Raw genomic sequence first — 20081 nt, forward strand, 5'->3', positions numbered from 1 at the left:
TCCCGTCATGACCGCAGCCGTCCCGCCCCGCGGCACCGACCGCTTCGACCTGACCGGCCGCACCGCGGTCGTCACCGGAGCCGCCCGGGGTCTCGGCCGGTCCTTCGCCGTCGGGCTCGCCGAGGCGGGCGCCGATCTGGTCCTGGTCGACCTGCCCGGGGCCGAGGGCGTCGCCGAGACCGCCGCGGCGATCGAGGCACTCGGCCGGCGGTGCCGCGTCCACGGGCAGGACCTCGCGGACATCGAGGCCCTGGCAGGCTTCGTCGACACCGTGCGCGCCGAGGCAGGACCCCTGCACATCCTGGTCAACAACGCGGGCACGGCGGCCCTGGAACGCTTCAACGAGATCACCCCGGCCAGTTGGTCGCACATCATGCGGGTCAACGTCGACGCCGTGTTCTTCCTCAGCCAGCGCATCGCCGAACACATGACGGCCGACTCCATCGCCGGCCGCATCATCACCATCACCTCGAAGAACGCCCTGGTGGCGGAGGCCGGCCTGGCCCACTACAACGCCTCCAAGGCCGCCGCCCAACTCCTCACGGAGACCCTGGCGGTCGAACTCGCCCCGCACGGCATCACCGCCAACACCCTGGCCCCCGGCATGGTCGAGACCCCCATCGACGGCGAGTTCCCCTTCGACCGGGAGGCCTTCGAATCCGCCTACCGGGAGCGCATCCCGCTCGGCAGGTACGCACAGCCCGACGAATGTGTCGGCGCACTGCTGCTCCTCGCCTCGGACGCCGGGGCGTACCTCACGGGGGCGCGTCTCGTCGTCGACGGGGGAGTGCTGGCCGACCAGATGCCACGGATGCGTTTCATGCCGCCGTACCGCAACACGATCTGACCGCGACCGGCCGTCGGTCCGGACCCACTGATCCTCATCGAGCACGCATCGACCACGCGAGGAGCACCTCCGTCATGCCCGTCAATGCCTCGTCCTCTTCTTCGTCCCGTCGCCATGTGCTTCGGGCTTCGGGTCTGGCCGGTCTGGTCATGGCCGGTACGGCTGTGGCCGCCGGTTCCGCGCAGGCCGCACCCGCGCACACCGGTGACGTACTGCACCTGGACACCGTCACCGCGCTCCGCGCCCTGAACACCAAGCCCCTCAGCGACGGCACCCAGGTCATCGTCGCCGGCTACCACACCCCCGGCGACGGCGGCACCATGGCCCTGCGCTGGAACAAAAAGTCCACCACCCCGCACAACGGCGGCACCGTCATCGCCCCCAACGGCACGGCGAAGACCGGACGCTGGCACCAACTCCACACCGGAACCCTCGACTTCCGCACCTTCGGCCACTTCGACGCCACCACCCCCGCCGACGCCGCACTCGACACCATGATCAACGACCCCGGCGTCCACCGCATCGAAGCCCACACCGACCTCCTCCTCACCCGACGCCACCTCTTCGACCGCTCGAACATCGAACTCGACTTCGGCGGCCACCACATCCGCACCGAGAACATCGAGAAGAACACCCACGACAACCCCTTCGGCGCCGTCCTCTCCTTCCGCGGCACCGTCACCACCACCACCGTCAGGCACACGCTCTCCGCCAAGGTCATCGAGCTCACCGACACCTTCCCGGTCCCCGACGCCCAGGCGTTCGAGGTCGGCCAGTGGTGGGCCGTGCAGGTCGACCCGGTCGGGGGCGGCGGCGGTGACGAGCGCGAGCTCCAGAAGCTGGTCGAGATCACCGAGATCGTCGACGCGGGCCGCATCCGGATCGGCTACCTCAACGGCTGGGAACTCGCCGAGGGACGCACCCTCACCTGGACCCGTATCGAACCAGTGCGCAACACCCACATCCGCAACATGGTCTTCGAGGGCGCGGGAGACGACGAGTACACCGGCTCCCACCCCGTCAGCTTCGAGTACGCCGTCGGCTGCGACGTCTCCGGCATCCACGCCACCGGCACCTTCTGGCCGGTCATCATGCGCCGCTGGTGCACCCGGTTCCGTACCGAGGACTGCTCCCTGAAGAACCCGCCCACGGTCGAGTACGGCGGGGCGGGCTACCTCACCCAGCAGATCTACTGCCTGTACGGGCGGGTCGCCGACTGCACGACGAGCAATGTGCGCCACCTCAACGACCTGACCGCCTCCGCCTACTGCACCGTCGTGAACTGCCACGGCGACGGCGACGACGCGGGCGGCAACCCCTTCACCACCCACGGCCAGTACGAGCACGACCTGCTCTTCGACGGCAACTCCGGGCTGATGGACATCGCCAACTCCGGTGCGCAGTGGGGCATCTCCGCCAAGCGGATCACCGTACGCAGACACGTGTGCTCCTGGTTCACCGCCAACACGAAGATCACCGATCTGACCCTGGAGGACATCACGGTGATCGCGCGCCCCACCTTCGACCAGGCCGGCACCCTCACCGTGAACGCCGACGGGGCCCAGGTGCGCGGCTGCACGGCGAAGACCTTCGCCGTCGCGCAGCGCTCCGCCCGCTCCACCCGGCCGACCACCATCAGCGACTGCTCCTTCGAACCGCCCGCCGGCGCCGTCCTCGTCCAGACACCGGTCACCGCGCCGGTCCACTTCGTGCGCTGCACGTTCACGGGCGTCGACGGCGCGATCCTGCGCGGTGCGGGCCCCGTCCACTTCACCGACTGCACCCTCACCGGCGCCGAGAACGCGGCCCCGCTCTCGGTCGGTTCCGCGGACCTGCGGATCGACGGTGGTACGTATGACAACACCGGCATCGAGCTCAGCGGCGTGCGCGACCAGCGCCTCACCGTGACCGGCGGGGCCAGGTTCACCGGCAGCAACAAGGCCAAGGCGCTGCTCGGCCGCGCGGCCGGTCCGGGGAAGGCGACCTGGGACATCACCGGCCTCGGCAGCGCGGCAGCCGGGGCCGACACCGCGCACGTCCGGATCGCCGACGGCACGAACCACTACGCGGCCACCGGCAGCCGTTTCACCGGCGGCACGCTCCATCTGGCCCCCGAGGCCCTCGCATCGGTCCTGCACACCGCGTGCGTCGAGGACGGCACGCGACGCAGCGCGATGCCCCCGGCCGGTGACACGGTGCGCACGGACGGGAACCTCATCCTGTGAGCGCCGTCATCCGCACGGCGACCCCCGCCGACGATCCCGCCCTGGCCGCCTTGTGGCGTCGGTGCTTCGATGCCCCGCACATCGCCGCCCTGCACACCCTCGACCCGGAACGCCACCGCCACACCTTCGTCGCCGAGAACGCCGAAGGAGACGGGATCGACGCGGTTGTCGTCTACGTGCCGAGGCTGATCCGCGACGCGGCGGGCACCCCGCAGCGCGTCGGCGGCATCGGCAGCGTCGCCACCCGTCCCGAGGCCCGGGGCCAGGGGCTGATACGGCGCCTGCTGGTGGCGGCGGAACACACCATGACGGCCGAACAGTGCGCCTGGTCACTGTTGTTCACCGGCACTCCCGGCGTCTACCGGAGCTCGGGATGGCAGGAGTTCGCAGTCACGTACACCGAGGGAACGCTCGCACCCTCGTCCGGCCGCGACGCCTTCCCGGTCCGCGAGGCCACCGCTCAGGACGCCGTGGAAGTGGCCGCGCTGCACCACGCGTACAACGCGAACCGACCGCTCAGCTCACTGCGGGCGCCCGAGGACTGGGCAGTGCGCGTGCCCGCCTGGTACGGCGCGGCCGAGCGGTCGCTCGTGGCGGTGGACCCCGCCTCGGGGGCGCTCACCGGGTGGATCGTGGCGCAGCACGCGGGGGACCGGGTGGAGGTGCGCGAGTTCGCGGGCGCGGCCGGAAGTCTGGAGACCCTGCTTGCCGCGGCCGGCTCGCGCGGCCGGGCGGCGGGGCTGACCCGGGTCCGGCTGCCCGACGCCCCTGGGGTGGCGGCCGCGCTGCCCGCCCTGCTGGCGGATGCCCGGCAGGTGACGGAACACGTGGGAATGGCACGGCCGTTGCACGCTACGGCGGAGTCCGTGCGGGCCACGGTCACGGCGCCGGGCGCGGTGCACTGGTACGGCGACTGCTTCTGAACGGGGGCGCGGTGGAGCGGGGCCGGCGCCCGTAGGTCCCGGACCGGGTCGCCGGCCACCGCGTCGCGCGCTGCCCCGATGACGCCTGCCGGCTCGCGACGGGCCGACCGGGTCAGGCCCCGGCGGCCGGCGGCTTCTCGTCGTACGAGGACGTGCCGGAGTCCAGAAGTGGCTCCTCCGTCTTCAGATGCGCAGGGGCAAGGGCCCGCAGCACGTGATAGCCGGTGATCACGACGATGGTGCCCAGCGCGATCCCGCTCAGCTCGAAATTGTCGGTGATCTTCAGGCTGACCCCGCCGACGCCGATGATGATGCCCGCGGCGGCCGGCACCAGGTTCAGCGGATTGCGCAGATCGACCTTGGCGTTCAGCCAGATCTGGGCGCCGAGCAGCCCGATCATGCCGTAGAGGATCACGGTGATACCACCCAGCACCCCACCGGGGATGGCGGCGACGACGGCACCGAACTTGGGGCACAGACCGAACAGCAGGGCGAAGCAGGCGGCGGCCCAGTAGGCGGCGGTTGAGTACACCCGGGTCGCGGCCATCACGCCGATGTTCTCGGAGTACGTCGTGTTCGGCGGACCGCCCGCCGCGGTCGAGAGCATCGAGGCGGCGCCGTCGGCGGCGATCGCCATGCCCAGCTTGCCGTCCAGGGAGCGGCCGGTCATCTCGCCGACGGCCTTCACATGACCGGCGTTCTCGGCGATCAGCGCGATGACGACGGGCAGTGCGACCAGGATCGCCGACCACTCGAAACTCGGGGCGTGGAAGGACGGAAGCCCGACCCAGTCGGCCTTCCCCACACCCGACAGGTCCAGCCGCCAGTGGTCCACGGCCTCGGCCCCGCCCACCGGGGAATGGATCTTCCCGAAGACCCGGTCCAGCACCCAGGACAGCACATAACCGAAGACGAGACCGAGGAAGATCGCGATGCGCGAGAAGAACCCGCGCAGACAGACCACGGCCAGTCCGGTGAACAGCATCACCAGCAGGGCGGTCCACTGGTCCTGGGGCCAGTACGTCGAAGCGGTCACCGGCGCCAGGTTGAATCCGATCAGCATGACCACCGCGCCCGTCACCACCGGCGGCATGGCCGCATGGATGATCCGCGCACCGAAGCGCTGCACCGCGAGACCGGCGAGGGAGAGCACCGCGCCGACGACGAACACCGCGCCCGTGACGACCGCACTGCTGCCACCACTGGCCCTGATCGTGGCGGCGACGCCGACGAAGGAGAGGGAACAGCCCAGATAGCTGGGCACCTGGCCGCGCGTGGCCAGCAGGAAGATGGCCGTGGCGACACCCGACATCATGATCGCCAGGTTCGGGTCCAGGCCCATGAGCACCGGGGCCACGAACGACGCCCCGAACATGGCGACCACGTGCTGGGCGCCGAGCCCGAAGGTCCGGGGCCAGGTCAGCCGCTCGTCCGGGCGGACCACCGCGCCCGGTGCGGGCGTCTTCCCGTCGCCGTGCAAGGTCCAGCGCACGCCGAGGCCGCCCATGGTTGCTCCCTGTGTGTAGGTACGGAGTCCAGCGCCTCACCCGGCACGGCATCACCGCAGAAATGATCAGCGCCATGTTAGTGCCGGAGCGGGAGCCTTTCTCGGCCGGGCTCCGGGCCTGGCGTTCGGCCCGCCGCGCGTCAGGGACGCGGCTCGGCCACCGCCCGGCTCGCCGTGCCGGCGTCCGAAGCCGCCGTCACGGCCTTGCGGTCGCCCGCCCGCAGCACCCCGGCGCCGAGCACCAGCCCGAACGCCAGCACCGACACCACACCGAACGAGACGACCAGTGAGGTGGCCTCGGCCAGGGAGCCGATGGCCGACGGGGCGATGAGGCCCGAGGTGTACGTGATCGTGGCGACGCCGGCGATCGCCTGGCTCGGGTTCGGGCCGCTGCGCCCGGCCGCCGCGAAGGCGAGTGGGACGACCACGGCGATGCCGAGCCCCAGCAGTCCGAACCCGGACATCGCCATCGCCGCGTTCGGCGCGGTGACCACCATGACCCCGCCGACCGTGGCGAGGACGCCGCCGGTCCGCACGGTCCGCACCGCCCCGAAACGGTCGACGATCCGGTCGCCGGCGATCCGGGCGATGGCCATGGTCAGGGCGAACGCGGTCGTCGACGCGGCCGCCAGACCGGCCGAACTGTCCAGTACGTCACGGAGGTAGACCGCCGACCAGTCCAGGCTGGCTCCCTCGGCGAAGACCGCGCAGAAGCCGACCGCGCCGATGATCAGGGCCGACTTGGGCGGCAGGGCGAAGCGCGGCGGCGGCTCCTGGTCCGGTTCGCTGTGCAGGTCCAGCACCCGCTGGCAGGCGATCAGGCCCAGGGCGGTCAGGACGAGCGCGACGATCATGTGGTGCAGCCGCGCGTCGGCCTCCATATGGGCGGCCACGGTGCCTGCCGCCGAACCGATCAGGGCGCCGACGCTCCACATCCCGTGCAGCCCGGACATGATCGACTTGTCGAGGCGGTTCTCCACCTCGACACCGAGCGCGTTCATCGCCACGTCCGACATACCGGCCGACGCCCCGTACACGAAGAGCGCCGCGCACAGCGTGACCAGATTGGGGGCCAGGGCGGGCAGGATCAGGGCCAGCGTCCACAGGGCCAGCAGCCCGCGCAACGCGGTCCTGGCGCCGAAGCGGTGGCTGACCGTGCCGGCGAGCGGCATCGCGAGCGAGGCGCCGATCGCCGGGAAGGCCAGGGCGATACCGAGCTGCCCGGCGCTGACCCCGGCGTGGTCCTGAATCCAGGGCACCCGGGTGGCGAAACTGCCGGTCACCGCGCCGTGCACGGTGAAGACCGCGGCGATGGCATACCTGGCCCGCCGCACTTCCTGTGTGCCGAAACCCGTAGCCGTGGAATCCGTTGTCATCCCGCGTGTCCTCCCCTGGAAAATCTGCACTCCACGATGCGGGCAGTAAACTATCAGGAACCCTGCCTGATAAATAGACCGCCCGGTCCGGCACTGTGGCGGAGATCTGGAAGGATCCCGGCATGCCCGCATCACCGAGCACCGCCCGGGCCATCAACGACCGGCTCGCCCTGCGCCTCCTCCAGCAGGACGGCCCGCTGACGGCCACACAGTTGAAGACCCTGACCGGACTCTCCCGGCCCACCGTCGCCGACCTGGTCGAACGGTTGCAGGGAGCGGGCCTGGTCCAGGTGGTCGGCGAGGCCGGGGCCGAGCGCCGCGGGCCCAACGCCCGGCTCTACGGCATCGTCGCCGACCGCGCCCATCTGGCCGGCCTCGACGTACGCACCGACAGCGTCGCCGTGGTCGTCGCCGACCTGCTGGGCGTGACCCTCGCCGAGGCGACCCTGCCGATCGGCGGCGGCACCGCCGTCGACGAGGCGGTGGAACAGGCCGTCGCACTCCTGGAACGCACCGCACGCCGGGCCGGTACGGCTCCGCTGCACAGCGTGGGTATCGGCGCACCCGGCCTGATCGACCCGGTCACCGGGGAGCTGCGGGACACCACGGGTCTGCCCGCCTGGCACCGCAGCCTGGTCCGGGTGCTCCAGCAGCGGCTGCCCGCGACGGTGCTCGTGGAGAACGAGACCAATCTCGCCGCCGTCGCCGAGCACCGCGTCGGAGCCGCCCGTGACCACGACACCTTCGTCCTGCTCTGGCTCGGCCATGGCGTCGGGGCGGCGGTCATGCTGGACGGGAAGCTGCGGCGAGGCGCCTCGGGCGGCGCGGGCGAGATCGGCTTCCTTCCGGTACCCGGCACGATCGGCACCCCGTCCGCCGTCAACTGCGACGGCGGCTTCCACTCCCTGGTGGGTTCGGCGGCGCTCTGCGAACTGGCCGCCGCCCATGGCATCACCGCACCCGCGGCGGGGCAGGAGCCCGGCGCGGCGGCCGCCGTGCGTGCGGCGCTGGCGGGGGAGGGGGACAGCGAGGCCTTCCTCGGCATCCTCGCCGACCGCCTCGCCCTCGGCGCCGCGGCCGTCGCCTCGGTCCTCGACCCGGGCTGTGTCCTGCTGTCCGGAGAGGTGGGCCGCGCGGGCGGCGAGGCGCTGGCCTCGCGTGTCGAGGAGCGACTGGCCATGATGTCCCCGCTGCGCACCGAGGTCAGGGCCGGCCTGCTGGGCGGCACCGCGGTCCTGCGCGGCGCGCTGCTGACGGCGCGCGAGGCGGCCCAGGATGCGTTGTTCACCCCGGTGGCGTGAGGCGGGGTTCCGTCCTCAATCGCCGGACGGGCTTGGTGGTGCGGGTTTCCCGTGGGGTTCGCCGTGGCCCGGTGGGTGGGGGTCCGGGGCCCCTCCGGGGCGTCTCCTCAGACGACGAACGTTCCGCGGGTACGTGATGGACCCGGGTCGATGTTCGTCGTCCTGCGGGGACTCCCCTGCACGGCCCCGGACCCGGCCGTCTTGCGTCTGCGGCAGCACTGTCGCCGGTGTGCAGACGCACAGGATGCAGGGTGGGGGCGTGCAGGGGAGTCCCCGCAGAAAATGGCGTACGACCCGGGTGTCTGTTCGTCGTCGGGTGCACACGCCATTTTTGAGGAGTCTCCCCGGAGGGCCCCCACCCCCACCCACCGGACAGGGGCGAGCCCGCGGGGGACCCGCACACAAGCCCGTCGAGGGGGTCCCCCCATGCCCTTAAGGCTATGGGGGAGATTGAGGACGGAACCCCGCACCCCCCTTACCGCGTCAGCAGGCGCCGAGGTCCTGCCAGACGCCCCATTCACCGGTGGAGCCGGGCGTGTCACCCTTCGTCCACCACTTGGCCTTCCACTGGTGCGACCCATGGCTCACCGTCGCACCCGCGCCGTACTCGGCCGAAGCGCTCCAGGCGGCTGCGGCGCAGGTCCCGCCGGTCGGGTCAGGGCTCGGCCCGCCCGTGCCGGTCGGGTCCGGCGTCGGCGTGCTGCCGCCGGGCTCGACGAGCGTCGTGCCCCGGGCCAGGTCGGCGGCCAGCGCGTAGGACTGCCCGCCGAAGGTCACCGTCCAGTTCGACGGCGTGGACGTCGGCAGGTAGTACGTGAAGTCCACCTGGACCGAGGCGCCGGGCGCCAGGGTCTGCCAGGACGGCAGCTTGAGCGAGACGCGGTTGTAGTCGCCCTTGAGGCCGCCGATGTTGTTCGCGGCGGTGTGGTCGCTGCGCACGATCGTGGTGCCGAAGCCCGACTGGTCCTTGGCGTTGGCGGGTGCCGAGGTCGCGTAGTCGAACTGGAACTCCGTGCCGCCGGGCAGCGTCGCCTTCGTGTTGTTGGTGATCTTCAGCTTGGGGCTGATCGGGTAGTTGGAGTCACCCAGCGGGAACTGGTCGAAGGAGACGTCGATGTCCAGCGCCCGGGTGGGCAGCTCGATGTTGGAGCGCTTGGCTCCGTACGGTGCGGCCGACTTGAAGGTGTCGTACATCGTCGAGGTGAGGGTGGAGCCGGGCTCGTACTGGCCCTTCGCGGCGTTCCAGCCGTAGTCGCCCGCGAGCTCCCAGATCATCGTGCCGCCGATGCCCTTGTCGGCGACGTAGTCGGCCTTGGCCTTCACCGACTGCTCGTCCTCGGTGGAGAGGAAGACCTTCTTCTCGGCGTTCCACAGCCACGGCGCGACCAGTGTGGAGTCGTAGTTGCGGACGTAGGTGCCGGTCAGCTTCGTGTCCGCGGGGAATCCGTAGTCCGTGACGTAGTCGCCGACCACGCCCTTCTCCAGGTTCTTCGCGTGCCACGTCGGGTTGGAGCCGGCCGGTGCCTCCTTGCCGTTGGTGTCCTGGTCGTGCCAGAGGTTGTCGATGCCGACGGCGCCGTCCCCGCACTTGGTCAGCCCCGCGCCGGCCGGGCAGTCGGTGGAGGCCGCCTTGCCCCAGAGGCCGTTGGTTCCGCCCTGCACGTTCTTGAAGCCGCGGGTGTAGTACGGCAGGCCGATGTTGATCCGGCCGGAAGGCATCGAGCCGCGGAAGTAGTGGTAGGCCCAGTCGGTGTTGAGGTAGCCGGTCCCGCTGTACTGCGAGGTCGAGTAGACGCTCGCCTGGGCGAGTTCGGCGTCCTTGCCGTCGTCGAACAGGGAGGCGTTCGGGCCGACGTACTCGTTCCAGGCGCCGTGCAGGTCGTACGACATGATGTTGACGTAGTCGAGGTACTTCTGGACCTGGAAGGTCTCCATGCCGCGCAGCAGATAGCCGGACGAGGGGGCGGCGACGCTGAGCAGGTAGTGCTTGCCGTCGGCGGCGGACGCCCGGTCGAGCTTCTCGCGCAGGGTCTTCATCAACGCGGCGTAGCTCTTGACCAGACCGGCCCGGCGGGCGTTGGACAGGGTCCAGTCGAGCGGGTTGCCCGCGTCCTTCATGGTGGTCGGGTACTCGTAGTCGATGTCGACGCCGTTGAAGCCGTACTTCTTGATGAAGTCGACCGTCGAGTCGGCGAAGGTGTTGATCCCGGCCTGGTTGACCGAGCCGTCGGCGTTGGTCGCCATCGAGTAGAAGCCGCCGGAGTCGACCCGCTTGCCGCTGTCGTCGAAGTAGCCGCCGGTCTCGGCCCAGCCGCCCACCGACACCATCGTCTTCACGTTCGGGTACTGCTTCTTGAACTTGTTGAGCAGGTTGAAATGCCCCTTGTAGGGGAGATCCGGGTCCATCTCGGCTCCGGCGACTCCCGGCCACGTCATGCCGGTCGAGGCGTTCTCGGGCCCGTCGCCGCCGACCGAGATCTTGTTGGCGCCGTCGACGTGGGCGAACGCGTAGTTGAGGTGGGTGACCTTGTCCCAGGGGATGTCGGAGGCGAGGTAGGCGGGCTTGCCGTCCTTGCCGGTCCGCCAGTTGGTGAAGTAGCCGATGACCCGCCGCGGGTGGTCGGCGCCCATCTTCTCGCGGCCCTCGGAGTCGTACACGGAGCAGTACGGGACGGCGACGCCCGGGGTCTCGTAGAGCCCGTCGGGGCGACAGGACTCCTGGTCGGCGGCTTGCGAGGGGGTTGCGGCGAGCGAGCCGATGAGCAGGGCGGCGATGGTGGCGCCGGCTGCGAGCAGGGTGGCTCTCGCGCGGGTGGGGGACAGCACGTTCGGTTCCTCCTGGGGAGGTCGGCAGAACACAACTGACAAGGGGGTGGGTCATGTTGGTCCCCGGGTGTGCGCACACCCGGGACCGTTCCTCGGAGGTGACGCAGAGATTAAGAGGACTAGACCACTGCGTCAATAGGTCTGGACCAATAGGGTGCGAGTGTCCGAAAAGAGCCCTTGTCACAGCCCGTCTGTGAGCCACTCCACAGCGTTCACCCGTATGGGTCACGGCCACTCGTGGCACACTGATCGTGTACCAGCAGCAGCGCACTCCGGGGTCGGTGCAATTCCGAACCGGCGGTTATAGTCCGCGACCCGTCCGCATCCAGCGGCCGGTTGACCAGGTGAGATTCCTGGACCGACGGTTAAAGTCCGGATGGGAGGCAGTGCGCGGCGGGCCGTTTCGCGGGTACGCCGCCGTCGGCGGATGGGTTTCGGGCGACCGATCCATCCGTTTTTCGGGCATTCGGCGTCCCTGTTCGGCGTTCCGCTTCATCTGTCGTCATCGACAGGCCCCGGAGTCCGTGCCCGAAGAGGCAGGAGGACCCGGTGGACACCGCAGCCGACACCACCGCCATGCGCCGAGCCATCACGCTCGCCGCCCGCGGTCTCGGCTCCACCAGCCCCAATCCGGTCGTCGGATGTGTCGTCCTCGACGCGACGGGGCACCCCGTCGGCGAGGGCTTCCACCAGCGCGCCGGAGGGCCGCACGCCGAGATCCACGCCCTGCGCGCGGCCGGCGAGAAGGCCCGTGGCGGCACCGCCTACGTCACCCTCGAACCCTGTAACCACACCGGTCGCACCGGCCCCTGCGCCCAGGCGCTCGTCGAGGCCGGGATCGCCCGGGTCGTGTACGCGGTCGGCGACCCGAACCCGCAGGCCACCGGCGGTGCGGACACCCTGCGCGCCGCCGGGATCAAGGCCGAGCAGGGCCTGCTCGCCGGTGAGGCGGAAGCGGTCAACGCGGCCTGGCTGACCTCGGTGCGCCTCGGCCGCCCGCACGTCACCTGGAAGTACGCGGCGACCCTGGACGGCCGGATCGCGGCCGCCGACGCCACCAGCCGCTGGATCACCTCCGCCGAGGCCCGTGCCGACGTCCACCGGCTGCGCGCCGAGGCGGACGCCGTCGTCGTCGGCTCGGGCACCGCCCGCACCGACGATCCCCAGCTCGGTGTACGGGGCATCGACGGCGCCGTCCAGCCCCTGCGGGTCGTCGTGGACACTGCAGCCACCGCTGTACGGCCCGGCGCCCGGGTCCTCGACGCCACCGCGCCCACCGTGATCGCGGTCGCCGATGACGCCGACGCCCGCCACCTGCCCGAGGAGGCCGTTCTGCGGCTGCCCCGCGCGGCGGGCGGCCCCGGGCTCGACCTTCCCGCACTTCTCGCCGCGCTCCACGGGCGCGGCGTCCGCTCCGTACTCCTCGAAGGCGGCCCGACGCTGGCCGGGGCCTTCGTCGCGGCGGGACTGGTCGACAAGGTCGTCGGCTATCTCGCCCCCGTGCTCCTCGGCGCCGGCCCTGCGGCCCTCGCCGACGCCGGAATCTCCACCATCGCCCAGGCGTTGCGCCTCGATGTGACCGAGACCGTACATATCGGCCCCGATCTGCGCATCACCGCCGTCCCCGGCCCTGCCCCGAAGGGAAACTGAGTGTTCACCGGAATTGTCGAAGAGCTGGGTGAGGTCACCGCCGTCGAGAACCTCGGCGACGCCTCCCGATTCCGCCTGCGCGGTCCCGTGGTCACCGAGGGCGCCAAACACGGTGACTCGATCGCCGTCAACGGCGTGTGCCTGACCGTCGTGGAACTCGGCGAGCAGGACTTCACCGCCGATGTGATGGCCGAGACCCTGAACCGCTCCAGCCTGGGCGCTCTGGCGACCGGCTCCCGGGTCAACCTGGAGCGCCCCATGGCGCTCGGCGGCCGGCTCGGCGGACACATCGTCCAGGGACACGTGGACGGCACGGGCCGCATCATCGAACGCAAGATCTCCGAGAACTGGGAGATCGTGAAGATCTCCCTCCCGGCGGACCTGACCCGCTACGTGGTCGAGAAGGGATCGATCACCGTCGACGGCGTGAGCCTGACCGTCGTGGACGCCGGACCCGACTACTTCACCATCAGCCTCATCCCCACCACCCTCGCCCTGACCACGCTCGGCATCAAGGAGCCCGGCGACCCGGTCAACCTGGAGGTGGACGTCATCGCGAAGTACGTCGAGCGGCTGCTCGGCACCTCCGCGCAGGAGCCCGGGGAGACGGCGAAGTGAGCGCCCTGCACTGGCTGAACTCGGAGGCGTTCACCGTCTTCGACCAGCACATCATCTGGTCCGACATGATCGGCAACACGATCGGTCTGATCGCCCTGACCCTGGGCTGGCTCCGCTCGATCTGGACCTGGCCCGCCCAGCTCCTGTCCGGCGTCGTGCTGGTCGCCGCCAACGTCTCCGTCCACCAGGCGGGCAGCGTCGGCAAGCAGCTCGTCGTCATCGCCGTCGCCGTGTGGGGCTGGCAGCAGTGGACCCGCGGCCGGCAGCAGGCCCAGGACGGCTCCATCGCCGTACGGTTCGCCACCTGGCGCGAGCGCGGCTACCTGCTCGGCGGCGCCGCCCTCGGCACTCTCGCCGTCGGCGGCCTGTTCACCGCGTTCCCCTCGCTCTCGTGGAGCCCGTGGGCTGACGCGTACATATTCGCCGGAACCCTCGTGGCGATGCTCGCCCAGGCCCGCGGCATGGTCGAGTTCTGGTTCGCCTGGCTCCTCGTCGACCTGGTCGGCGTACCGCTCAACTTCCACAGCGGACTCGCCTTCTCCGGTCTCATCTACGTCGTCTACGGGGCCCTCGTCCTGTGGGGCATGCGCGACTGGTGGCTGCGTACGCGGACACCCGCTCTGGAAGGAGCCACGGCATGACTGCCCAGCCCACCTGGTTGCACCGGGAACACGACGCATCCGTCGAGGACCTCTCCCTGGACCCCGTCGAGCAGGCCATCCGTGACATCGCGGCCGGCCGGCCCGTCGTGGTCGTCGACGACGAGGACCGGGAGAACGAGGGCGACCTCGTCATCGCGGCCGAGAAGGCCACCCCCGAGATCGTCGCCTTCATGATGAGCGAGTGCCGCGGACTCATCTGCGCGCCCATGGAGAACGACGAGCTGGAGCGGCTCGAACTGCCGCAGATGGTCGACCACAACACCGAGTCGATGAAGACCGCCTTCACCGTCTCCGTCGACGCATCGGCCGCACACGGCGTGAGCACCGGCATCTCCGCCGCCGACCGTGCCACCACGCTCCGGCTGCTCGCGGGCGGCACGGCGGGCCCCGGCGACTTCGTGCGCCCCGGCCACATCTTTCCGCTGCGCGCCCGTACCGGCGGGGTGCTCGTGCGCAACGGCCACACCGAGGCCGCCGTCGACCTCGCCCGGCTGGCCGGACTGCGGCCCGCCGGGGCCATCGTCGAGATCGCCGGGGAGGACGGCGTCATGCTGCGCCTGCCCCAGCTGGTCCCGTTCGCCCGTAAGCACGGGCTGACGATCATCTCCATCGAGGACCTGATCGCCTACCGCCGTACGTCCGAGCCGACCGTCCGCCGCGAGGCCGAGGTGCGGCTGCCGACCAACTTCGGCGCGTTCACCGCATACGGCTACCGCTCCACCGTGGACGGCGTCGAGCACGTCGCACTGGTCCACGGCGACATCGGGGACGGCGAGGACGTCCTGGTCCGGGTCCACTCCGAATGCCTGACCGGCGACATCTTCCAGTCCCAGCGCTGCGACTGCGGTCCCCAGCTGCACGCCTCCATGCGGCGCATCACGGAGGAGGGCCGCGGCGTGGTCGTCTATCTGCGCGGCCACGAGGGCCGTGGCATCGGACTGCTGTCCAAGCTCCGTGCGTACGAACTCCAGGAGCGCGGCGTCGACACCCTCGACGCCAATCTGGAGCTCGGCCTGCCCGCCGACGCCCGGGACTACGCGGCCGGTGCCCAGATCCTCAAGGACCTCGGCGTCCACAGCCTGCGGCTCATGACGAACAACCCCGAGAAGACCGCCGCGATCCTGCGGCACGGCCTGGCCGTCACCGGCCGTGAGCCGATGCCGGTGCAGGCCGGCGAGCACAATCTGCGCTACCTGCGCACCAAGCGCGACCGCATGGGTCACGATCTGCCCTGGCTCGACGCCGCCACCGCGTCGACCTGCGGCAACCAGTAACACACCAGCACGTATCCGGAACGAAGTAGGAGAGACATGAGCGGCAAGGGCGCACCCGAACTGTCCGTACGCAACTGCGGTGACCTGCGCGTCGCCGTCGTCGCGGCGCAGTGGCACGAGAAGGTCATGGACGGACTCGTCGACGGTGCACTGCGCGCGCTGCACGAGCTGGGCATCGACGAGCCGACCCTGCTGCGGGTTCCCGGCAGCTTCGAGCTCCCCGTCGTCGCCAAGGTGCTGGCCGGCCGCGGGTACGACGCGATCGTCGCCCTCGGCGTGATCATCCGCGGCGGCACCCCGCACTTCGAATACGTGTCCCACGGCGTCACCAACGGCCTCACCCAGGTCGCCGTCGACACCGGCGTCCCCGTCGGCTTCGGTGTCCTCACCTGTGACACCGAGGAGCAGGCACTCGACCGGGCCGGCCTGGAAGGGTCCAACGAGGACAAGGGGCACGAAGCGGTCACCGCCGCCGTCGCCACCGCCACCACACTGCGCTCGGTCAGCGAACCCTGGCGCTGAGTGCGGGTCCGGGACCCCGTATTCTTAAGGACATCATGGCGAACAAAACCTTCGAAGAGCTCTTCGCCGAGCTGCAGCTCAAGGCCGCCAACGGCGACCCCTCCACTTCCCGTACCGCCGAACTGGTGGACAAGGGTGTGCATGCCATCGGCAAGAAGGTCGTCGAGGAGGCCGCCGAAGTCTGGATGGCCGCCGAGCACGAGAGCAAGGACGCAGCCGCCGAGGAGATCTCGCAACTGCTCTACCACGTCCAGGTGATGATGGTCGCGCGCGGAATCTCCCTCGACGACGTCTACGCCCACCTCTGAGCACGACCTCCGCCCCCGTCCGCACGTATCCGTACACCCCTTTCGCAAAGGAAACCCGACCTCATGCTGCGCATCGCCGTCCCCAACAAGGGTGCTATCTCCGGGCCTGCGATGGCGATGCTCCATGAGGCGGGCTACAAGCAGCGCAAGGAGTCCAAGGAACTCGTCCTCGTCGACCCCGAGAACCAGGTCGAGTTCTTCTACCTCCGCCCGCGCGACATCGCGATCTACGTCAGTTCGGGCCGCCTCGACATCGGCATCACCGGCCGCGACCTGCTGCTGGACTCCGGCGCCGATGCCGAGGAGATCCTCCAGCTCGGCTTCGCCCGCTCCACCTTCCGCTACGCCACCAAGCCCGGCACCGCAGTCGGCCCCCAGGACTTCGACGGCATGACGATCGCCACCTCCTACGAGGGCATCGTCGCCAAGCACCTGGCCGAGACCGGCGTCAACGCCTCCGTCGTCCACCTCGACGGTGCCGTGGAGACGGCCATCGAGCTCGGAGTCGCCCAGATCATCGCCGACGTCGTCGAGACCGGCACCAGCCTGCGCAACGCCGGACTCGAAGTCATCGGCGAGCCGATCATGAAGTCGGAAGCGGTCGTCATCCGCCGCACCGGCGCCCCCGGCGACGACCCCAAGGTCCAGCAGTTCCTGCGCCGCCTCCAGGGCGTCCTGGTGGCCCGCAGCTACGTGATGATGGACTACGACTGCCGCGTCGAGCACCTGGAGCGCGCCGTGGCCCTCACCCCGGGCCTGGAGTCGCCGACCATCTCCCCGCTGCACCACGAGGGCTGGGTCGCCGTCCGGTCCATGGTCGCCTCCAAGGAGGCACAGCGGATCATGGACGACCTGTACGACCTCGGCGCCCGCGCCATCCTCACCACGGCCATCCACGCCTGCCGCCTCTGACGGCGGGAGACGGAAGAAGACCATGTCAGCCCCCGCACTCCCCGACCTTCCGGTCACCTTCCGGCCCACCCGCACCCGAGTGGTCCTGCTGAGCGTCGGGGCGGTGATGTTCGCCGTCATCACCGTCGTCGCCTTCACCCTGGAACAGCTCAGCGGGGGAGAGCGGGTCAGCTTCGTCTTCACCGCGCTGCTCTTCTTCGGCGTCCTGGCGCTGCTCAGCCGCCCCAGGATCGTGGCGGACGACAGCGGGGTGACCGTGGTCAACCTCACCCGCACCCGGCGGCTGTCCTGGGCGGAGATCGTCCGCGTCAACCTGCGCGCCGGCGACCCGTGGGTCTTCCTCGACCTCAGCGACGGGACCAGCATGCCCGCCCTCGGCATCCAGCCCGGAATCGCCAAGCAACAGGCCATCCGCGACGCCAAAATGCTCCGCGCCCTCGCCGAGAACCGCGGCACCGGCAAGGACAACGGCTGAGCCCCCTGCCCCGTACGGCCTCTTGTTGATTACTCTGGAGGGTGGCGGCGCCCTGTGCGCCCCGCCCCGCACCAGAGGCCCCCGAGGCCCGCGGGGCTTTCCTGCGACCCAAGGAGTGACTCCCTCCAGCAATGGACGGATCGTCCGGTAGTACCTGCGCCGCCCCTTCTGTGGAGGCGGCGGCATGACCACCCCCCTGCTGCTTCTCAGCGCGGCATTCCTTCTCATCCTCGCCAACGGGTTCTTCGTGGCAGCCGAGTTCGGGCTCGTCACCGTGGAACGGGCGGACGCCGAGCGCGCCGCCGCCGAGGGCGACCGACGGGCCCGAACCGTCGTCGGCGCCCTGCGCGAACTCTCCTTCCAGCTCTCCGGCACCCAGCTCGGCATCACCATCACCTCACTGGTGGTCGGCATGCTCGCCGAGCCGGCTCTCGCCCAGCTGCTGGAAGGCCCCCTCTCCCTGACCGGTCTGCCCGACGGTGCCGTCCCCGGCATCAGCGTGGTCATCGGCATGCTGCTCGCGGCTGCCGTCCAGATGGTCATCGGCGAACTCGTACCGAAGAACTGGGCGGTCTCCAAGCCGCTCCAGGTCGCCCGGTTCGTCGCCGGACCCCAGCAGGGCTTCACCCGGGTCTTCCGCCCGGTGATCGGCCTGCTGAACACCGTCGCCAACCGTCTGGTGCGGCTTCTCGGCGTCGAGCCGACCGAGGAGCTGGCGTCCGCCCGTACGCCGGGGGAGCTGGTCTCCCTCGCGCGGCACTCGGCCGAGGCCGGCACTCTCGAACAGGACACCGCGGACCTCTTCGTACGGACCCTCTCGCTCGCCGGGCTCACCGCCCAGCATGTGATGACCCCGCGCGTGAAGGTCAGCGCCCTGCAGTCCTCCGCGACCGCGGCGGACGTTCTCAACCTCACCCGTGCCACCGGCCTCTCCCGCTTTCCCGTCTACCAGGACCGCATCGACGAGGTCGTCGGCATGATCCACCTCAAGGACGCGCTGGCCGTCCCCGCCCAGGACCGCCTGCGGACCCCGGCCGGCCGGATCGCCGTGCCGCCGCTGCTGGTGCCCGAGTCCCTGCCCGTCGAGCAGCTGCTCCAGCGGCTGCGCAACGAGCAGCCGATCGCCGTCGTGGTCGACGAGTACGGCGGCACCGCCGGCGTCGTCACGCTGGAGGACATCATCGAGGAGCTCGTCGGCGAGGTGCGGGACGAGCACGACGCCGAAGGCGCCGACCGCCCCGAGCTGGCCGCCGCCGCCCCCGAGGACGGGCGGCCCGCCTGGGACGCCGAAGGCAGCTGCCGGGTACTGACCCTGCGCCGGATAGGCCTCGACGTACCCGACGGCCCCTACGAGACCGTCGCCGGACTGGTCGCCGACCTGCTCGGCCGGATCCCCGCCCCCGGTGACCGGGCCGAGCTGGCCGGCTGGCGGATCGCCGTCCGCCAGGTCGGCCACTACCGGGCCGAGAAGGTCCGCTTCGTGCGCCTGGCCGAGGCACCCGCACCGGCCGCCGAGCCGCGGGCGTCCCGCCGGGTCCTGGAGGCTGCGCGATGAGTCTGGTCCAGTTGCTCTTCGCCGGACTTCTCGTCCTGGCGAACGGCTTCTTCGTCGGGGCGGAGTTCGCCCTCGTCTCGGTGCGCCGCAGCCAGATCGAACCCCTGGCGGCAGCCGGGTCGAGCCGGGCCCGCCAGGTGCTGTACGGCCTGGAGAACCTGCCGCAGATGATGGCGGCCGCCCAGTTCGGCATCACCATCTGCTCACTGACCCTCGGCGCCGTCGCGGAGCCGACCGTCGCCCATCTGCTGGAGCCGGTCTTCCACACGGTGCACCTGCCCGAAGGACTGATCCATCCGCTCGGCTTCGTGCTGGCGCTGGTCCTCGTCGTCTTCCTCCACCTCGTGATCGGCGAGATGGTCCCGAAGAACCTGGCGATGGCGGCCCCGGAGAAGACCTCGCTGTGGCTCAGCCCCGGGCTCGTCGGTTTCGCCAGGCTTTGCCGGCCGGTCACCTCGGCGCTGGGCGCCTGTGCCCGGCTGGTCCTCCGTCTCTTCGGTGTCGAGCCCAAGGACGAGGTGGAGGCCGTCTTCACCAGCGAGCAGCTCAACCGGCTCGTCGAGGACTCCGGACAGGCCGGGCTCCTGGAGCCGGAGGCGCAGGAACGGCTGGAGGACGCCCTGGAGCTGGGCAGCAGGCCCGTCACCGACGTGCTCCTGCACCGGGCGGCCCTGGTGACGGTGGACCCGTCCGTCACCCCGCGCCGGATCGAGGAGCTCACGGTACGGACCGGCTACTCGCGCTTCCCCGTCTGCGCGGAGGGCGGCGGCCCGTTCATGGGCTACCTGCACGTCAAGGACGTCCTCGACCTGGAGGACGGCGAGCGGGCCGTCCCGCAGCACGTGTGGCGCCCCATGGCGACCGTACGGGCCGAGCTGCCCCTGGACGACGCCCTGACCGTGATGCGCCGCGCGGCGACGCACCTGGCCCAGGTCGCCGACGCATCGGGCCGGGTACTCGGCCTGGTCGCCATGGAGGACGTACTGGAAATGCTGGTCGGCGAGGTACGGGACCCGGCCCACCGGGTCTCGGAGCCCCGCCGCACCGAGGAACGGCAGACCGGCGCGGACGAGCTGTCCGCCCTGGTCGGCTAGTACCTC

The 20081-nt window shown here is 70.7% G+C and carries 17 protein-coding genes and 1 riboswitch; of the genes, 14 read left to right on the plus strand and 3 right to left on the minus strand.

Annotated elements, in window-relative coordinates; genetic code table 11:
* Window positions 1–7 precede the first annotated feature (7 nt).
* The 3 genes from OG912_RS30425 to OG912_RS30435 all read left to right on the plus strand — a co-directional run bounded on the left by OG912_RS30425 (window position 8) and on the right by OG912_RS30435 (window position 3995).
* Window positions 8–847 (plus strand): SDR family NAD(P)-dependent oxidoreductase, encoded by an 840-nt coding sequence (locus OG912_RS30425; RefSeq protein ID WP_327712096.1) that lies wholly within the window; start codon window positions 8–10, stop codon window positions 845–847.
* A 74-nt stretch (window positions 848–921) separates the two neighbouring features.
* A complete protein-coding gene (locus OG912_RS30430; protein ID WP_327712097.1) occupies window positions 922–3072 on the plus strand; it encodes a peptidase C14 in 2151 nt (716 codons plus the stop codon).
* Window positions 3069–3995: a GNAT family N-acetyltransferase gene (locus OG912_RS30435; protein WP_327712099.1), complete on the plus strand. Its 927-nt coding sequence runs from the start codon at window positions 3069–3071 to the stop codon at window positions 3993–3995. Before OG912_RS30430 ends, OG912_RS30435 begins: the two co-directional genes overlap by 4 nt.
* Window positions 3996–4107: 112 nt before the next feature.
* On the opposite strand, the gene OG912_RS30440 is transcribed toward OG912_RS30435, so the two are convergent.
* Entirely contained in the window at window positions 4108–5502 is a 1395-nt protein-coding gene (locus OG912_RS30440; protein WP_327712100.1) for a uracil-xanthine permease family protein, read from the minus strand.
* A gap of 140 nt (window positions 5503–5642) precedes the next feature.
* Window positions 5643–6878 carry an MFS transporter gene (locus OG912_RS30445; protein ID WP_327712101.1) on the minus strand — a complete coding sequence of 412 codons (1236 nt, stop codon included), beginning with the start codon at window positions 6876–6878 and terminating at the stop codon, window positions 5643–5645.
* A gap of 122 nt (window positions 6879–7000) precedes the next feature.
* Here OG912_RS30445 and OG912_RS30450 point away from each other — a divergent pair, with 122 nt between their 5' ends.
* Window positions 7001–8179, plus strand: a complete 1179-nt coding sequence (locus OG912_RS30450; protein ID WP_327712102.1) for an ROK family transcriptional regulator — start codon at window positions 7001–7003, stop codon at window positions 8177–8179.
* 483 nt (window positions 8180–8662) lie between these two features.
* Here OG912_RS30450 and OG912_RS30455 read toward each other — a convergent pair whose 3' ends face one another.
* On the minus strand, window positions 8663–11005 hold the full coding sequence (locus tag OG912_RS30455) for a chitinase C-terminal domain-containing protein (protein WP_327712103.1): 2343 nt from the start codon (window positions 11003–11005) through the stop codon (window positions 8663–8665).
* 263 nt (window positions 11006–11268) lie between these two features.
* Window positions 11269–11399, plus strand: a riboswitch (FMN riboswitch).
* Between the two features lie 155 nt (window positions 11400–11554).
* Between OG912_RS30455 and ribD the strand changes: the two genes are divergently transcribed.
* The 10 genes from ribD to OG912_RS30505 all read left to right on the plus strand — a co-directional run bounded on the left by ribD (window position 11555) and on the right by OG912_RS30505 (window position 20075).
* A complete protein-coding gene (ribD, locus tag OG912_RS30460; protein WP_327712104.1) occupies window positions 11555–12655 on the plus strand; it encodes a bifunctional diaminohydroxyphosphoribosylaminopyrimidine deaminase/5-amino-6-(5-phosphoribosylamino)uracil reductase RibD in 1101 nt (366 codons plus the stop codon).
* Entirely contained in the window at window positions 12656–13273 is a 618-nt protein-coding gene (locus OG912_RS30465; RefSeq protein ID WP_327712105.1) for a riboflavin synthase, read from the plus strand.
* On the plus strand, window positions 13270–13914 hold the full coding sequence (locus OG912_RS30470) for a nicotinamide mononucleotide transporter family protein (RefSeq protein WP_219573224.1): 645 nt from the start codon (window positions 13270–13272) through the stop codon (window positions 13912–13914). Before OG912_RS30465 ends, OG912_RS30470 begins: the two co-directional genes overlap by 4 nt.
* On the plus strand, window positions 13911–15209 hold the full coding sequence (locus tag OG912_RS30475) for a bifunctional 3,4-dihydroxy-2-butanone-4-phosphate synthase/GTP cyclohydrolase II (RefSeq protein WP_326735057.1): 1299 nt from the start codon (window positions 13911–13913) through the stop codon (window positions 15207–15209). The genes OG912_RS30470 and OG912_RS30475 overlap by 4 nt, the downstream gene beginning before the upstream one ends.
* Before the next feature lie 36 nt (window positions 15210–15245).
* Window positions 15246–15731: a 6,7-dimethyl-8-ribityllumazine synthase gene (gene ribH / locus OG912_RS30480; RefSeq protein WP_266776450.1), complete on the plus strand. Its 486-nt coding sequence runs from the start codon at window positions 15246–15248 to the stop codon at window positions 15729–15731.
* 35 nt (window positions 15732–15766) lie between these two features.
* The gene (locus OG912_RS30485) at window positions 15767–16039 is read left to right on the plus strand and encodes a phosphoribosyl-ATP diphosphatase (protein ID WP_018524273.1); all 273 of its coding nucleotides are present in this window, start codon (window positions 15767–15769) and stop codon (window positions 16037–16039) included.
* Window positions 16040–16102: 63 nt separating this feature from the next.
* Complete coding sequence (gene hisG / locus OG912_RS30490) at window positions 16103–16951, plus strand: ATP phosphoribosyltransferase (protein WP_326735056.1); 849 nt, start codon at window positions 16103–16105, stop codon at window positions 16949–16951.
* Window positions 16952–16973: 22 nt separating this feature from the next.
* A complete protein-coding gene (locus tag OG912_RS30495) occupies window positions 16974–17426 on the plus strand; it encodes a PH domain-containing protein (RefSeq protein WP_326735055.1) in 453 nt (150 codons plus the stop codon).
* A 184-nt stretch (window positions 17427–17610) separates the two neighbouring features.
* Entirely contained in the window at window positions 17611–18981 is a 1371-nt protein-coding gene (locus tag OG912_RS30500) for a hemolysin family protein (RefSeq protein ID WP_326735054.1), read from the plus strand.
* Window positions 18978–20075, plus strand: coding sequence for a hemolysin family protein (locus tag OG912_RS30505; RefSeq protein ID WP_327712106.1), 1098 nt, complete (start codon window positions 18978–18980; stop codon window positions 20073–20075). Before OG912_RS30500 ends, OG912_RS30505 begins: the two co-directional genes overlap by 4 nt.
* Window positions 20076–20081: the final 6 nt, after the last annotated feature.

The organism is Streptomyces sp. NBC_00464 (genome assembly GCF_036013915.1).
GTDB lineage: Bacteria > Actinomycetota > Actinomycetes > Streptomycetales > Streptomycetaceae > Streptomyces.

Excerpts from the sequence above, each read along its gene's own strand:
- OG912_RS30425 (WP_327712096.1), top strand. The coding sequence starts at position 8 with ATGACCGCAGCCGTCCCGCCCCGCGGCACCGACCGCTTCGACCTGACC.
- OG912_RS30430 (WP_327712097.1), top strand. The coding sequence starts at position 922 with ATGCCCGTCAATGCCTCGTCCTCTTCTTCGTCCCGTCGCCATGTGCTT.
- OG912_RS30440 (WP_327712100.1), bottom strand. The coding sequence starts at position 5,502 with ATGGGCGGCCTCGGCGTGCGCTGGACCTTGCACGGCGACGGGAAGACG.
- OG912_RS30445 (WP_327712101.1), bottom strand. The coding sequence starts at position 6,878 with ATGACAACGGATTCCACGGCTACGGGTTTCGGCACACAGGAAGTGCGG.
- OG912_RS30450 (WP_327712102.1), top strand. The coding sequence starts at position 7,001 with ATGCCCGCATCACCGAGCACCGCCCGGGCCATCAACGACCGGCTCGCC.
- OG912_RS30475 (WP_326735057.1), top strand. The coding sequence starts at position 13,911 with ATGACTGCCCAGCCCACCTGGTTGCACCGGGAACACGACGCATCCGTC.
- ribH (WP_266776450.1), top strand. The coding sequence starts at position 15,246 with ATGAGCGGCAAGGGCGCACCCGAACTGTCCGTACGCAACTGCGGTGAC.
- OG912_RS30485 (WP_018524273.1), top strand. The coding sequence starts at position 15,767 with ATGGCGAACAAAACCTTCGAAGAGCTCTTCGCCGAGCTGCAGCTCAAG.
- hisG (WP_326735056.1), top strand. The coding sequence starts at position 16,103 with ATGCTGCGCATCGCCGTCCCCAACAAGGGTGCTATCTCCGGGCCTGCG.
- OG912_RS30495 (WP_326735055.1), top strand. The coding sequence starts at position 16,974 with ATGTCAGCCCCCGCACTCCCCGACCTTCCGGTCACCTTCCGGCCCACC.
- OG912_RS30500 (WP_326735054.1), top strand. The coding sequence starts at position 17,611 with ATGACCACCCCCCTGCTGCTTCTCAGCGCGGCATTCCTTCTCATCCTC.
- OG912_RS30505 (WP_327712106.1), top strand. The coding sequence starts at position 18,978 with ATGAGTCTGGTCCAGTTGCTCTTCGCCGGACTTCTCGTCCTGGCGAAC.